At 40.1% G+C, this 15,262-nt stretch carries 12 protein-coding genes; 3 read left to right on the top strand and 9 right to left on the bottom strand.

The window, feature by feature from the left end:
- Positions 1-278: 278 nt before the first annotated feature.
- Positions 279-1,514, bottom strand: a complete 1,236-nt coding sequence (locus tag J2W55_RS23220) for a putative outer membrane beta-barrel protein (RefSeq protein ID WP_310101951.1) — start codon at positions 1,512-1,514, stop codon at positions 279-281.
- A 129-nt stretch (positions 1,515-1,643) separates the two neighbouring features.
- Between J2W55_RS23220 and J2W55_RS23215 the strand changes: the two genes are divergently transcribed.
- Entirely contained in the window at positions 1,644-2,516 is an 873-nt protein-coding gene (locus J2W55_RS23215; RefSeq protein WP_310101948.1) for an AraC family transcriptional regulator, read from the top strand.
- A gap of 55 nt (positions 2,517-2,571) precedes the next feature.
- Here J2W55_RS23215 and fmt read toward each other — a convergent pair whose 3' ends face one another.
- Positions 2,572-3,489: a methionyl-tRNA formyltransferase gene (gene fmt / locus J2W55_RS23210; RefSeq protein WP_310101945.1), complete on the bottom strand. Its 918-nt coding sequence runs from the start codon at positions 3,487-3,489 to the stop codon at positions 2,572-2,574.
- Positions 3,490-3,521: 32 nt separating this feature from the next.
- A complete protein-coding gene (locus tag J2W55_RS23205) occupies positions 3,522-4,736 on the bottom strand; it encodes an exo-beta-N-acetylmuramidase NamZ family protein (protein WP_310101943.1) in 1,215 nt (404 codons plus the stop codon).
- Between the two features lie 189 nt (positions 4,737-4,925).
- On the opposite strand from J2W55_RS23205, the gene J2W55_RS23200 reads away from it, so the two are divergent.
- The gene (locus J2W55_RS23200) at positions 4,926-6,077 is read left to right on the top strand and encodes an ABC transporter permease (protein WP_310101940.1); all 1,152 of its coding nucleotides are present in this window, start codon (positions 4,926-4,928) and stop codon (positions 6,075-6,077) included.
- An 82-nt stretch (positions 6,078-6,159) separates the two neighbouring features.
- Here J2W55_RS23200 and J2W55_RS23195 read toward each other — a convergent pair whose 3' ends face one another.
- The 6 genes from J2W55_RS23195 to J2W55_RS23170 form a co-directional block, all read right to left on the bottom strand.
- Positions 6,160-7,653 carry a hypothetical protein gene (locus J2W55_RS23195; protein ID WP_310101937.1) on the bottom strand — a complete coding sequence of 498 codons (1,494 nt, stop codon included), beginning with the start codon at positions 7,651-7,653 and terminating at the stop codon, positions 6,160-6,162.
- Positions 7,646-8,200: an RNA polymerase sigma factor gene (locus tag J2W55_RS23190; RefSeq protein ID WP_310101934.1), complete on the bottom strand. Its 555-nt coding sequence runs from the start codon at positions 8,198-8,200 to the stop codon at positions 7,646-7,648. The genes J2W55_RS23195 and J2W55_RS23190 overlap by 8 nt, the downstream gene beginning before the upstream one ends.
- A gap of 277 nt (positions 8,201-8,477) precedes the next feature.
- Positions 8,478-8,912 (bottom strand): hypothetical protein, encoded by a 435-nt coding sequence (locus J2W55_RS23185; RefSeq protein WP_310101929.1) that lies wholly within the window; start codon positions 8,910-8,912, stop codon positions 8,478-8,480.
- A gap of 65 nt (positions 8,913-8,977) precedes the next feature.
- Entirely contained in the window at positions 8,978-9,781 is an 804-nt protein-coding gene (gene mazG, locus J2W55_RS23180; protein WP_310101925.1) for a nucleoside triphosphate pyrophosphohydrolase, read from the bottom strand.
- A 161-nt stretch (positions 9,782-9,942) separates the two neighbouring features.
- A complete protein-coding gene (mnmC2, locus tag J2W55_RS23175) occupies positions 9,943-10,635 on the bottom strand; it encodes a tRNA (5-methylaminomethyl-2-thiouridine)(34)-methyltransferase MnmC2 (protein WP_310101923.1) in 693 nt (230 codons plus the stop codon).
- Positions 10,636-10,650: 15 nt separating this feature from the next.
- The gene (locus J2W55_RS23170; protein ID WP_310101920.1) at positions 10,651-12,000 is read right to left on the bottom strand and encodes a rhodanese-like domain-containing protein; all 1,350 of its coding nucleotides are present in this window, start codon (positions 11,998-12,000) and stop codon (positions 10,651-10,653) included.
- 494 nt (positions 12,001-12,494) lie between these two features.
- On the opposite strand from J2W55_RS23170, the gene J2W55_RS23165 reads away from it, so the two are divergent.
- Positions 12,495-15,179, top strand: coding sequence for a valine--tRNA ligase (locus J2W55_RS23165; RefSeq protein WP_310101917.1), 2,685 nt, complete (start codon positions 12,495-12,497; stop codon positions 15,177-15,179).
- The last annotated feature ends 83 nt before the right edge of the window (positions 15,180-15,262 follow it).

Below are 15,262 nucleotides of genomic sequence, written 5' to 3'. Positions count from 1 at the left end.
TTGAAATTTAATGCAGTAAAAATTACAGTAGTGAATTTTGCAATAAACCTGTGATCTGGTTATTTAAGCTTAAAATACCAAGGCAACAGTTAAATTAGGTTAAGTGTGTATTGAACACTAACAAATATAAATTATTGCTTTTAAATAACTCAATCGATTGAATAAAAAAATAATTTTTCTGTTCACAATAAACCAGGCCTCCCACAAAAAAATACGACAACATTGCCTTAATATTGATCAGAAGAATGGAAATTTTACGTGTTCTGAGCCGTTTTCTATTAAAATAAATAATTGAAGCTTGCCTGTATGGTAGTTACCGTTACGTAATAAGCTAAACTCTTGGAAAAAGCTGCCGACGGAATATAAGTTATTGACACATCAAACTTTTTATTAATAACCGCTCCTGCTTTAAGCGGGAACGATGTCCAACCTTTTGACAGGTCTAAAACATCCTTTGTTTCACTTATTTTATTGTTAGCATTTTGAATGCTGTTATTACCCTTATAACGGGATATGTTTAATGATGCACCGGCATCACCGTAAAGTTTAAAACTTTCTGCGTTATAAAAGTGATACAACAGTTGTGGTATAATTGACAAAGTGTACTGATTAAAGCTATAAGTATTGATGCCACCTGTATAGGTTTCTGTACCTTTGTATTTGTTATCAGTAAAAGCCACTTCAGCCCTAAAACCAAGCCTGCCAACATTAGGGTCAGCCAATACAGTAAAGCCTGCGGATACCTTTGGTAAATAAGATGTGGGTGTTGAACTGGTAAAACTTGCAAACGCGTTATCTGATTTTATGGTACTTACGTTTAGTCCTATGCCTACAAAAAATGTTGTGCCTTTATTTTTACCAGTAGTTTTTTCGTTATCCTTTTTAGGGTCGTTATTAATTTCCCGGGCTATGTCTTCCAGGTCCGATGTCTTATAATCAGACCTTTCGATCTTTAGTTTTAGGGCATCATTATTTGCGTTATATTTTAGGGCTAATGCAAACAGCTGGCGCATATATTCATTTTCTGTTACCGTTTTGCCATCATTCTTATATATTCTGTAAACAAGTTCAACCGGTATGCCGTTTTGGTTGTCAGCAATAAAAAAATGGCTCTTCAGGTCATCCACATATGTGTATAGTGTTACATTACTGCCCTTTTGTACTGTTTTTAAAAATACAGAATCGGTTATAATGGCGGTATCCCGAGCCGTTGCAAGTGAAGAAATGTTGGTATGATCTACGTTCAGCGGCCCAATGTATCTGCGAAACGATTCCATGTTAATAACCTCAAAATAGGTAATATCCTTAGTGGCCAGATTTCGGCTCGCTTTATCGCTAACCGAAGTTTTAAAATTAATAATTCGCGGATTGTTTTCCCATTCTTTCAGGTTAATAAAGCCGTGTAGAGTATCGCCTTTAACTGTTATAGCGTAACCCGGTTTATAATTGCTTTGTGCGTAAGAAAAAAAAGGTAATAATAGCGCAGGCAGTAATAACTTGTAAAAATATTTCATTTGGATAAGTATAGGTTTAATCGGCAACAAGTTATTAAATAATTAATATACCTTGACGGCTAAAATTAAAAATGAGCTATTTTTACATTTTTTATCTACATTTACCTCATCAGTTGTAAATTAAGTTGAATGAAACCTCTTTTGCTAAAAGTTTCTTCGGGCCCGGCACATTCCTTTAGTGTAAGGCGCGATGTATTGCCGGATATAAATAACAGATGGCATTGTCATCCTGAACTTGAGCTCATCTATTTTAAAAAAGGCAGCGGAACCCAATTTATTGGCGATAGTATTAAGCAATTTAAGGCAGGCGATATGGTGTTGGTTGGATCAAACCTGCCACATTACTGGCGCTTTGACGATGCTTATTTTCATCTGGATGAAAATGTAAAGGTTGAAATAATTGTAGTGCATTTTTGCGAAAACTTTTGGGGCGACCAATTTTTATTACTGCCTGAAAATAAGTTGATAAAAGTTTTGCTCGAGCGGTCAAAAAGGGGCTTGCAGATAAGCGGTAACATTAAGGATAAAGTTGCCGAATTACTTGCCGCCATGCTTGATACCGATGGTGCAGAAAGGATCATTATGCTGCTTAAGGCCCTCAATACAGTTGCTGCCAGTAACCCGGTAAATTACCTAACATCTATTGGTTTTAAGTATGATCATAATGAATCTGAAAACGACAGGTTGAATAATATTTATGAGTACTCGGTACGCAATTTCAGGAAAAAGATATATCTGGATGAAATTGCAGGAATTGCCGGTGTCAGTTCAAATTCTTTTTGCCGTTATTTTAAAACTAAAACCCGCAAAACCTACTCGCAATTTATTATTGAAATAAAGGTTGGTTATGCCTGTAAGTTACTTATTGAAAATAAACTGAACATTAAACAATTGTGTTATGACAGCGGGTTTAATAATTTCTCAACGTTTCATAAGCATTTTAAACAGGTAACAGGCAAAAGCCCCCTGATGTATCAGAAGGAGTTTACTAAAAACCCTTAAAGATGGTGGGGTAGATGCTACTTTGACGAATGATTTTACGATAAGAACAGATGTACTATAGCTTTAATCCTCTCAAAAAATCTTTAATATCCATGCGTTTTTTGCCCTCCAGTTGTACATCAGTGAGGTTTATAAAGCCATCTGCGGCGGCGAATTTCAGGTAAGTTTTATTGTCTGTAAGAAAACCACCCGGTTGTATTGCCGGCTCATCTGGCTGTATTTCAGATGCAAATATTTTTAAGATCTTTCCATTCAGATCGGTATAGGCAGTAGGTATTGGACTAAGACCACGTATTTTATTGTATATCTGTTGTGCCGGTTGGGTCCAGTCAATAACGCAGTTCTCTTTGAAAATTTTAGGCGCATGTTTCAACTCAGCGCCATTTTCCAGCTGATTTTGCGCGTGTTCATGGTAACGGCCGCTTTCTACGGCCTTTACGGTTTTCACCAGTAGTCCTGCGCCTTTATTCATGAGCCTGTCATGCAGTGAGCCGGCGGTTTCATGGCCATTTAAAGTTACTTTTTCGGTGAACAAAACATCTCCCGTATCAATTTCCTGTTTCAGGAAAAAGGTGGTTACGCCAGTTTCCGTTTCACCATTAATAAGCACCCAGTTAATGGGGGCGGCGCCACGATATTGCGGCAACAATGAAGCATGCAAATTAATAGTGCCTTTAGCAGGCATGGCCCAAACAACTTCTGGCAGCATACGAAAGGCTACCACTACCTGTAAATCGGCATTTAATGCTTTCAGTTCGGCCAAAAATTCCGGATTTTTTAGCTTTTCTGGCTGAAGCACTTTCAATCCGTTAGCCACCGCATACTGTTTCACTGCAGATTCGCTTACCTTTTGACCGCGGCCGGCGGGCTTATCTGGAGCGGTAACTACACCTACAATATCACTGCCGGCTTTAATTAATGCGTCTAGTGATGCAACGGCAAATTGAGGGGTACCCATAAATACAATTCTCATGCTATTATATGTTTGTTTGGCTTCTTTTGTTTTTATTGGTATAATAAATATTTACTGCGCGTGGTTTTAAACTTGTTTAAGCCTTTTTCCCAACTACGGCGTATTTCTGTTTCACTTTTGCCGGCTTCAATTTGTTTCCTCAATTCAGGAGTACCGGCCAGCTTGGTGAAATAATCATTAAAAAAGTGTGCTTTGTCCGGAAAAGCCTTATAAAGCTCTAATAGCCATGATAGGTTAATACAGCCTTTGTCCCTGATCATATCAATACTATACCCCTTTAGGTTGATACCATAACATAGCTGATTTTTTTGCGGAGGATTTTCACTCATACCCTGTATGCTTACGGGGGTAAATGAAAAGGTGTATTTGTTTTTTAAAGCCGGGTGACCTATTTCTAAAAACGGGAAAAGTGTACCGCGGCCAAGGCTTAAAGTAGTGCCCTCAAATAAACAGATGCTTGGATATAACAAAATAGACTGATCTGTATTTAAGTTAGGTGACGGGTTTACCGGCAATTTATAAAGCAGGGAGTGGTTGTAATTGGCCGTCTTAACGATATGAAGTTTACATTTTATACCATTTTTAAGCCAGCCTTCGCCGTTTATCATTTGTGCATATTCGGCAATGGTCATGCCGTGGCAAATTGGAATAGGATGCATGGCTACAAACGCGCGGGGTACTTTTGCGGTATCAAGTACAGGGCCGTCAACCAGGTAACCGTTGGGGTTAGGCCGGTCAAGTATCATAAGCTCCATGTTGTTTTCAGCACATGCCTCCATCACATAGTGCAGGGTTGATATATAAGTATAAAACCTGGTACCAACATCCTGGATGTCAAATATTACCAAATCAAGACCTTCCAAATCAGCAGGCGTTGGTTTGTAGTGTTTATTACCATACAGGGAGATAACCGGCAGACCGGTTTTGGCATCGATAGCATCATCAACGCTGGCTCCATTGCTGGCCGTTCCCCTGAAGCCATGTTCTGGCCCAAATATTTTTTTTACGGTAATTCCTGCTTTTAATAAACTGTCAACACTGGGCGTTAGGGTTTTACCAATAACAGAAGTTTGATTTACAACCATCCCAATATTTTTTCCTTTAAGATAATTAATATATAGCGGAACCTGGTCTGCACCGGTAATTATTTCGGGAATTATTTTTTCAGTGGTTTTAGTTGCTGCTGTATCACATGTGGTACAAGTAGCAGGACTACCACAGGCAGTATTGACTGATAAAACTGTCATTAATGCACATTGTAAAAAAATATGTGTTTTTATCATAAAATATTATGGTTAAACAATTTTAAAAGTAGCAGGTTTAGTAGCAAAACCGCATATTTGCGAAGGTACAAAAAACAGTCTGCATTGAGTTTCGCCTCTTTTATATCAGCTCGCATAACATTTAAGTCAAAACGCACCTTTTCAAAGTTAATAGTGCGTATTGCTATCATTGGCATTATGCTGGGTTTGGGTGTTATGATACTTTCACTGGCTATTGTTAAAGGATTTAAACACGAGATACGCGAAAAAGTTCGCGGTTTTGGCGGCGATATCCGTATAGTGAAATTTGATTTGAACAGTTCTTATGAAAGCTCACCTTTTGCTGCCGATAGCAATTTTGTTAAACGTGCGCTAAAAAGTCCTCTAATAACTCATGTAATGCCTTTTGCTACCAAACCGGGTATTATTAAAGCTAATAACGAAATTGAAGGGGTAGTTTTAAAAGGTGTTGATAGAAGTTACGACTGGACCTATTTAAAAAAAATGATGGTAGCCGGCGATGTAATTAATTTCGCTGATTCGGTAGAGGCGCAAAAAGAGATCATGCTGTCGCAAACAACCGCCAACCGTTTAAAATTAAAAGTGGGCGATAAGTTATTGATGTATTTTGTGCAGGAGCCGCTACGCAAACGTCAGTTTAAAATAAAAGGCATTTTTGATATTGGTGTTGAAGAAGTTGACAAAACCTTTGTAATCGGTTCTTTATCATTAATTAATCGCCTAAATAACTGGAAACCGGGAGATATAGGGGAGTATGAACTTAGGGTAGCTGATTTTGATCAGGTAAACTATGCGGCTAATAAGCTGAATGATATATTGCCCGTAAAACTAAGGTCATATACTGTGGCCGAAGATTACCCGGCCATATTTGAATGGCTTAACCTGCTGGATGTGAACTCTGTAGTGATGCTGGTGCTCATGGTTATTGTAGCAGTTATAAATATGATATCGGCCTTGCTTATCATGATCCTGGAGCGTACCGCAATGATTGGCATGTTTAAAGCCATGGGTGCAACCAATTGGAATATTCAGAAGGTGTTTTTATTTAATGCCACTTATCTGATAGGTTTGGGTCTGCTGTTGGGTAATATGCTTGGCCTGGGTTTAGGCTTTTTTCAAAACGAAACTCATTTTTTTAAACTCGACCGGGCATCATATTATATGAACTTTGTACCTGTGGAGTTTAATGTTGCTGACATACTAATGCTAAATGCAGGTACCATGATCATTTGTTTGCTGGTACTAATCATCCCATCTACGCTGGTAAGTAAAATATCACCGGTAAAAGCCATCAGGTTTAAATAGAATAACTCCATTCAAACAACACTCTTATCATATACTTTGAATATGATATATTGGTTAATGCTGTTAAACCTTAAATACAGTTTTATTTTTTGAATGATGTAAAATTAAGCTTCAGGTTTAAGCCCGCTGCTCCAAACTGGATCTGCTGTGAACCCATTCCGTCAAGCGGGTATTTTAAAAATGGTTCAATAATAAGCCGGTTATTTTTACCCACCGGATAGCCAACCCCGAATGATACGTTAAGCGTTTTGGCAAAATAAAAGCCGGAAAAGTTTTTACGGGTTACCTCGTCTGTGGTTTGTTTGGAAGCGCCCGCTGCTATGGCCGACTGGGTGTAACCATAAACCGATGTATAAGCCTCGTTTATAAATGTGCCCGAACTTAAACCTGCCGAAACATATGCATCGCTCTTTTGCGGATTAAATTCATATTTAATGTTCATCGGAATATCCAATCCAATTAAGCTGGCATTATAATTTCTAAGAACGGGGAAAGCGGCATTCATCGCAAATAAATTTTGCTGATCATAATGCGCTAACGACTGCGGAGCTTTTGCTAATGCGTCAACATTGGAAGCCGGAGGCGGCCCACCGCTATAACTCAGCGTATTTTGGGCCAAAGCTAAACCTGTTGAAAGCTTTATATTTTTACTAAGCTTAATATCAGATGTAAAGCCAGCCCCTGCATTAACCTGGTTATTACTGCCTTTTGCATAATTGAAAAAGGTAGTTGCATATACGCCAAAGCGTACTTTTTTATCCTCTGTATATTTTTCCTTGTTTTTTTGAGGCTGGGCTTTTTCCATGGCAAATAATCTTTCCATTGAATTGGCCGGTGCTTGTTTTGGCGATTTAAAGGGTTGCTGGGTCACAGTAGTTGAGCCGGCAGCAACTACTGTGACATTCTTTGGCGTGGTTGTTTTAGCAATAATAGTTTTAAGGCTATCTGGTTTAGCTTTTACCGCCGCTGAAGCATTATTTGAACTCGCGGTGGGGACAACGGCAGCATACTGTACTAAATTTGGTTTAATTACAGCGGTTTTTGTGCTGTCTGTTTTACTTTTTATACCAGTAGCCGGCGTATTACTTGAAGGTAACTGAGCAGCCGCAAATTTTGCACTGGTACTTGCAGGTGTTTTATGGGTTGTAACTTCAGAGGTAGGGGTAGCAGCCAGTTTACTTCCTTGTGTTTTTGAAGTATTTGTGATTTTATTTGTATCCGTTACCGGTGCGGCAGCTACGCTTGTCTGGTGGTCATTTTTAATAACCGGCGGCTTTGTGGCCAATAACTGATTGGTATCAGCCGGCGAGGTTTGTTGTTTTAAAGGTTTTACAGCTGTTATATCAGACTGCGGCCCTTTTTCTGTTATCCATAAACCAATAACTAAAAATAAAAGCACAGCTGCAGCCATACTTGCCCACCATAGCCAAACTACAGGGCGTTTCTTTTCCTCTTCAGGAAATTTTTCCCTGAGCTTCATCCAGCCTTCATCAGCAGAGGGGTATGATGAATCTTCAAAATTATCAAACACCTCCCTGATGCGGTTGCTTAAGTCGTTATCCAACTGCTCATCCATGGCTTTGTGTTTCTTTCCTTAACATTTTTCTTAATCGTTCTTTTGCCCTGCTCAGGTAAACCCGTGATGAGCTTACCGGAATAGTCAGCATGTTTGCAATTTCGTCGTGATTATATCCGTCTATTTCGTATAAATTAAAAATGGTGAGCTGTATTGCAGGCAGCTCACTCATCAATTTTAAAATATCCTGCACATTTAAATTATCAACCGCACCCATGTTACTGGTTATGGGTGCAGCGTTATCCAAATCAACATTCAGCTGAAATTTGAGGTCTTTACGCCTGCGGTCAATAGCGGTATTAACCACAATGGTGCGTAGCCATGCTTTAAATGGCTTATCAACGTTATAGTTGTGTATAGCATTGAAAACTTTTATAAAAGCATCATTTACAGCTTCTAACGCATCGTCTCTATTTAAACTATAGCGCAAACTTATACCCATAGCATAGCCATAGAATAGCTTATACAGCATTTCCTGGTACCTCAAGCTGCCTGTTTTGCATTGGCTGATGATCTCTTCTTCAGTAATGCGAGGGGGTGGATGCATTAAATGTTTTTAGTTCCGCTTAATATTAATGTTGATTTATAATCCTTTACGTGGCAAAGGATACAATTGATACAAATAAAAATAACATTTTTTGAATGATGAATTTTACCCGCATCAATTTTTTATTGTTCTCAATAGCTGCAATGTGAAAATTAACTGTTACGATGCTTCTGAAGTAAAAATCAGCAGCCATTAGTGGCGCTGATTTTAATTTACACAAAAAGAGTACAAAAAAGCCGCCGCCAAAAAAGGCAACGGCTGTAAATTAAAACAATAATTAATCGGATATTTTAGCAAAGCCATACCCAATAATAGAGTCCTGAGCGGCATTACTGCGTTGTAATAACAATACCTTGCCATTATATTGATACAGATAAGTACCTACCAGGTGAACTTTAGCTTGTACTCCCGCTTTGTAAGTGCTATCATGAAAAGCAATGTAAGTACCATCATATTGAAATAAACCCTTACTGCCGGCATGCACCGTAGCGGTATCGCCGGTTACAGCAAATTTATTAGGTGTAGACAACTTTATAATAAGCGAGGTGTCTCTCTTTACAGTATCGTAACCACCTGTGCTTTTTCTTACAAATAAGTAAAATTTACCTTTAAAAGTACCTAACGGAGTAGGAACAGGTACAGGATCAGATTTTTGGGAGCAGGCCTCAAGTAATATCAATAACAGTGGTAATAAGTAAAATAAACGTTTCATAAATTTTTATAATTTTTAACCATTACGTAATAATTTTTTTAAACGCTACACCCTGCCTGAAAATTTTATAATTTTTTTGCTTCATCCCAAAATATGTCCATTTCGGCAAGGGTCATATCATGCAGCTGTTTGCCATTTTCCTTTGCCTTACGCTCCAGATACTGAAAACGTTTAATGAATTTTTTATTTGTTTTTTCGAGCGCGTTCTCGGGGTTTATATTTATAAAGCGGGCATAATTAATCAGAGAGAATAACAGGTCGCCAAACTCACCTTCGGCTTTTTCATGGTCAATAGTACTTTCGTCCTCAGCGTTAAATTCATTTCTAAATTCCTGCATTTCTTCCTCAACTTTTGCCCACACCTGGCTTTTTTCTTCCCAGTCAAAACCAACGCCTCTGGCCTTTTCCTGTATGCGCGATGCTTTAACCAATGCCGGTAACGAAGCAGGTACACCACCCAGTACAGATTTATTGCCTTCTTTTAATTTGATCTGTTCCCAGTTGCGTTTTACGTCCTCTTCATTTTGCACTTCAACATCACCATAAATATGAGGGTGCCGGTTTATCAGTTTTTCGCATACACTGTTCAGCACATCGGTTATGTTAAAGCTGCCGGTTTCTGAAGCTATTTTCGCATAAAAAACAAGGTGGAGCATAATATCACCCAACTCTTTTTTTATTTCAGGCATATCGGCGCTTAAAATAGCGTCGCTAAGTTCATAGGTTTCTTCAATGGTGAGGTGCCGCAGGCTTTCAATGGTTTGCTTTTTATCCCAGGGACAATTTGCTCTCAAATCATCCATAATAGTAAGCAGACGTTCAAATCCGGTGGCGGGTGTAGCGGCGGTACCAGGTGCTTTTAAAGGCATATGTTTTGTTTTAATATTACAAAGATAACAGAAGTTGTGAGTAGCGGTTGATGCGGGGAACGTAGCGCGTAGGGAGTAGTAAGTAGTGAATTGTGAATAATTGGAAAATTATGGCATCTGCAAAACGCTGTTTCTTTAACAAACTATTCGCTACTTACTATTCACAATTCCTTAACCGCCCGCAGCATTTCGCGTTTGCCGGCCGCACCGGGTACCTTTTCTATTTTAAAGCCTAAGCCCTTAAGCATTCTTTTTAAGTTGCCTGTTATAGCATAAGTAACAAATACGCCTCCCGGCATTAAAAAGCTGGTTATGTGGCTTATGGCAGGCAGTTCCCACATTTCGGGTTGATGGGCAGAGGCAAATGCGTCAAAATAAATAATGTCATACAACTCATCGGTATCAAAGTCCATGAGCTTGTTGTGAGCTATCTGCAGGCTGCAAAAAGTATCCAGGCTAACTTTATTTATTAACGCCCCGGGGTAGAGACGTAAATATGTTTCCCATAAGGGGGCGGAAATATATTGTTCATATCCGGTTTGAGCCATCATTTCATTACTAAGCGGATAGGCTTCGATGCCGGTATAATGAAGCGCTATTTGGTTGTTGGTACAATGATCGGCACTTAGTAAAAAGTTTAAACCGGTACCAAAGCCAACTTCCAGTATGCTTACTTCGTTAACATTGCTTTGGCCTAAATAATAATTAAGCCCGGAATGAACAAACACATGTAAGCTCTCCTGCAAAGCCCCATGCCGTGAATGGTAATGTTCGCCAACGCCGGCATTATAAATGGTCTTTGAACCATCGGCTGTGATTACTATGGTCAGTTGAGGGGCCGATTCGTAATTCATTCGAACTATTGTCTGTTATTCATGAATGCCTTCAACAAAATCAGTCACCACTTCGCCAAGGTCATACACGGGTACCTGCTTTATTTTAGCATTAACAATACTCGCCGCGGCGGCCGAGCGATAACCGGCAGCACAATGTATAATAATGGGTTTGTCTGTTGGGATTTCCTGAATACGTTCCCGCAGTTCGGGCAGCGGAATACTGATTGCGGTTTTAAAAACCTGTCCTTCAATTACCTCGCCGTGGTTGCGCACATCAACAATGTTATAGTTGCCCGGATTGGCCTTAAAGTTGTCGAGGTTAAGGTGGGCTGATGTTTCATTAGCATTGGCCGGTGTTAACAACGCGGCTTCGATATTTTTCTCATAGCCTATTTTGGCCGCTTTTTTTAAAGCAATGTTTAAACTTTCTTCATTTTCTGCTACCAGGTAAAAGGGTTCGTCGGGTTTTATAATTGAACCCAGCCAGGTTTCAAATTTCTCACCATCCTGCAAATTAATGGACCCTTTGAGATGCCCGCTCCTGAACTGTTGTTTCGGGCGGGTATCCACAACAATAATGTCCTTTTGCAACAGGTCATCAGAATTTAGCCTTTTAATGGCATTAATACTTTCCTGAAACGAGGGTGCGCCCGTTTTATTCAGATCAACATCATAGCCAAAATATTTAGGCATAAAAGGCTGATCAGTAGTTAGTGTTTTAATAAAGGTGAACTCGTCCATTAACTGCAAAGCATAGTTCTCGCGCAATTCCCGACCTATGGTACTTTCAAGGTCGGGACTCATGCTTTTACCGCATAATGAGCCCGGGCCGTGCGCCGGATAAACCACAACACTTTTTGGCAGGGTCATAAGTTTGTGACGGGTGCTTAGGTACATTTGTTTGGCCAGCTCTTCTTTTTTAGCGGTGATATTACCAACGTTCTCGCGCAGATCTGGCCTGCCTACATCGCCAACAAATAAAGTATCGCCTGTAAAAATGGCCGTATCCTTGCCCTGTTCGTCCTCCAGTAAAATACAAATGGAATCGGGCGAGTGGCCAGGGGTGTTGATGGCTTTTAATTTTATATCATTCAACTGTATGATGTCACCATCATCAAAAGTTTCATGCGGGTAGAGGGCGCCGGTTAATTTGCTGCAATAAATCACAGCATTGGTAGCCTGGTGAATTTCCAGGTGCGAACTAATAAAATCGGCGTGTGGGTGGGTTTCAATAACGCCCACAATATCGGCATCATGTTGTGATGCAAAATCATAATAAGGCTGCGGGTTGCGTGCCGGGTCAATAACAATCATTTTGCCCGTGCGTATCACGGCATATGACGCGTGCGCCAAACCTTTATCGTAAAACTGGTGGATAATCATAATAGTGCAGCAAAGATAATGGTTTAGCTGAAATTGGCTAACACATTGGCATTGTGCTTGGTTATAGGAAAGTAAAATAAATGGGAAAGCTAAACACTGATTATAATTTATACCCCATGTTTATGATAAAAGCCACCAAATCTTTATTCCAATTTTTTTGGTGGCGGGGTAAATTATGCGAGCCGGCGACGGTTGTTTAGCGATTAAACCAGTTGATAAAAAAAGTAAGCTTTGACCTTTTTAGTACATCAAGCCAAAAGCGGTGTAAGTGAATTGATTTCATAGCTATTGTGATTGATTGAATATTAAAACGCCATGATTGTAAAAATATTGTGGAAATTGATTGCCGGAGCAGATAGCGGGTGTGTGGTTAAAAAGTTTTTAAGATGGATAAGTCGGGCTTTAACAATTGCCTAAACCAATTCTGTGGGCCTCAGCAACACGAACCAAAAAAGCCCTGCAACTATTCGTACATTTGCTTATTTTTGCGCGTTATGAGTATTGCTAAAACATATTTACCCCAAGAAACCGAAAAGAAGTGGTACAGTTACTGGTTAAAACACGAGTTTTTTAAATCAGTTCCTGATGAGCGCGAACCTTATACCATAGTTATTCCGCCGCCAAATGTAACCGGGGTTTTGCACATGGGGCATATGTTGAACAATACTATACAGGATGTACTGGTTAGGCGCGCCCGCATGAAGGGCAAAAATGCCTGTTGGGTTCCCGGAACCGACCACGCCAGTATTGCTACCGAAGCAAAGGTAGTTGCCATGCTTAAAGAACGCGGCATCAGCAAAAAAGATCTTACCCGGCCCGAGTTTTTGGCTTATGCCTGGGAGTGGAAAGAGAAATACGGCGGTATTATATTGGAGCAGCTTAAAAAATTAGGCGCGTCATGCGATTGGGACCGTACCCGCTTTACCATGGATGAAAGTTTGTCTGAAGCCGTAATAGATACTTTTATTCACCTTTATAAAAAAGGCCTTATATACCGTGGAATACGGATGGTGAACTGGGATCCGCAAGGTAAAACGGCGGTGTCAGACGAAGAGGTTATCCGTAAAGAAGTTAACCAGAAGCTTTATTATATAAGGTATGAAGTTGTAGTAGACGAATTATCAGCTATGAGCGAAGCGAGGGCTACTCACCACTCACCATTATCGACTCATTACGTAACCATAGCTACTACCCGCCCGGAAACCATCATGGCCGACGCGGCGATCTGTATCAACCCCAATGATGAGCGGTATTTGCACCTGCATGGTAAAAAAGTGTTTATCCCCCTTATTAACCGCGAAATACCGGTTATACTGGATGAATACGTGACCATGGATTTTGGTACCGGCTGTTTAAAAGTTACTCCGGCGCATGATTTGAACGACTATGAACTTGGTCAAAAACATCATTTGCCGGTTATTGATATTTTAAATGATGATGGTACGCTGAACAAAGAAGCGCAGATATTAGTTGGCGAAGACAGGTTTGCAGCACGTAAAAAAATTGCTGTATTGCTTGAAGAGGCGGGAGCTTTGGTAAAGGTTGAAGATTATAAATCGCAAATAGGGTTTTCGGAGCGTACGGATGCTGTTATTGAGCCTAAGCTGTCCATGCAATGGTTTTGCAAAATGGGAGAGATGGCTAAGCCTGCTTTGGATTATGTATTAAATGGCGAAATAAAACTGATCCCTGATAAATTTATAAATACCTATCGACATTGGATGGAAAACGTTAGGGACTGGAACATTAGCCGCCAATTATGGTGGGGGCAGCAAATACCAGCCTGGTACCTTCCCGACGGGCAATTTGTGATTGCAAAAAGCAGGGAAGAAGCCTTTGAAGAGGCTAAAGCTCTGAAATCTCAAATCTCAAACCTGAAACCTGAAGACCTGACCCAGGATCCGGATGTGGTTGACACCTGGTTCTCATCGTGGTTATGGCCCATATCAGTATTTGACGGATTTAAAGATCCGAACAATGCTGATATAAACTACTACTATCCAACCAATGACCTGGTAACAGCTCCCGAAATATTATTTTTCTGGGTTGCAAGGATGATCATGGCCGGGCACGAGTTTAGGGGTGAAGTTCCGTTCAGAAATGTTTATCTGACTGGTATTGTACGTGATAAACTGGGCCGTAAAATGTCAAAGTCATTGGGTAACTCACCTGACCCGCTTGACCTGATAGAAAAGTATAGCGCTGATGGCGTAAGGGTAGGGATGCTGTTTTGTTCGCCCGCCGGTAACGATCTGATGTTTGATGAAAGTTACTGTGAACAGGGCCGGAACTTTGCAAACAAAATATGGAACGCCTTTAAACTCATCAAAGGATGGGAAATTGATGATAACCTGGCAAATTCAAACACAATTGCCATTGAATGGTTTGGCAGCCGCTTTAACGAGGCCCTTGGCGACATTGAAGCTGACTTTGCGCAATACAGGCTATCAGAAGCACTTATGGCTACATACAAGCTTGTATGGGACGATTTTTGTGCCTGGTACCTGGAAATGATAAAGCCAGCCTATCAGCAACCGGTTGACAGGGCTACTTATACTGCTACGGTTCAATTTTTTGAGAATATTTTAAAAATATTACATCCTTTTATGCCGTTCCTTACCGAGGAGTTATGGCATGATGAACTGTTTGGCGAACGTGCCGAAAAGGATTGTTGCATTGTTGCGCAATTGCCAAATATTGGGGAAATAAATTCACGGATACTGAATGACTTAGAGATCATAAAAGCGGTTATTACCCAGGTCAGAAATATTCGTAACACCAAGCAAATTTCACCCAAGGAAGCACTGGAGCTTTCGGTAAAAATAAACTCAGGCTTACAGTATCAGCAGTATGAACCAATTATTGTAAAGCTGGGTAACATTAGCCGGTTCACTCCCGTTGCCGACAAAGTGAACGGAGCTATAAATTTTATCGCATTAACTGATGAATTCTATATTCCGCTAAGCGAAAACGTTGATCCGGTTGCAGAACGAGCGCGCCTTGAAAAAGAGAAAGAATATCTTTCAGGCTTTTTAAAATCGGTAAATGCAAAGCTGAACAATGAGCGCTTCATGGCTAATGCAAAGCCCGAAATTATCGAGATCGAGTTAAAAAAGAAGACCGACGCAGAGGCCAAATTAACCATACTTGAAGAAAATCTTACGGCTTTGGCTGATTAATTGCAATAACTATTCGCTACAAACAGCAGTAAACTTACAGGCGCTACAGTATTAGATTATATGCCTGTTAAGTTTACTGCATT

The sequence above is a fragment of the Mucilaginibacter pocheonensis genome (assembly GCF_031456535.1).
Taxonomy (GTDB): Bacteria; Bacteroidota; Bacteroidia; order Sphingobacteriales; family Sphingobacteriaceae; genus Mucilaginibacter; species Mucilaginibacter pocheonensis.
The sequence above is the reverse complement of the archived record's forward strand: the minus strand, read 5'-3'. Positions and strand labels throughout refer to the sequence as shown.

Bases quoted from the DNA above. Each gene is read 5' to 3' on its own strand.
- J2W55_RS23220 (WP_310101951.1), bottom strand. From the start codon at position 1,514: ATGAAATATTTTTACAAGTTATTACTGCCTGCGCTATTATTACCTTTT.
- J2W55_RS23215 (WP_310101948.1), top strand. From the start codon at position 1,644: ATGAAACCTCTTTTGCTAAAAGTTTCTTCGGGCCCGGCACATTCCTTT.
- fmt (WP_310101945.1), bottom strand. From the start codon at position 3,489: ATGAGAATTGTATTTATGGGTACCCCTCAATTTGCCGTTGCATCACTA.
- J2W55_RS23205 (WP_310101943.1), bottom strand. From the start codon at position 4,736: ATGACAGTTTTATCAGTCAATACTGCCTGTGGTAGTCCTGCTACTTGT.
- J2W55_RS23195 (WP_310101937.1), bottom strand. From the start codon at position 7,653: ATGGATGAGCAGTTGGATAACGACTTAAGCAACCGCATCAGGGAGGTG.
- J2W55_RS23190 (WP_310101934.1), bottom strand. From the start codon at position 8,200: ATGCATCCACCCCCTCGCATTACTGAAGAAGAGATCATCAGCCAATGC.
- J2W55_RS23185 (WP_310101929.1), bottom strand. From the start codon at position 8,912: ATGAAACGTTTATTTTACTTATTACCACTGTTATTGATATTACTTGAG.
- mazG (WP_310101925.1), bottom strand. From the start codon at position 9,781: ATGCCTTTAAAAGCACCTGGTACCGCCGCTACACCCGCCACCGGATTT.
- mnmC2 (WP_310101923.1), bottom strand. From the start codon at position 10,635: ATGAATTACGAATCGGCCCCTCAACTGACCATAGTAATCACAGCCGAT.
- J2W55_RS23170 (WP_310101920.1), bottom strand. From the start codon at position 12,000: ATGATTATCCACCAGTTTTACGATAAAGGTTTGGCGCACGCGTCATAT.
- J2W55_RS23165 (WP_310101917.1), top strand. From the start codon at position 12,495: ATGAGTATTGCTAAAACATATTTACCCCAAGAAACCGAAAAGAAGTGG.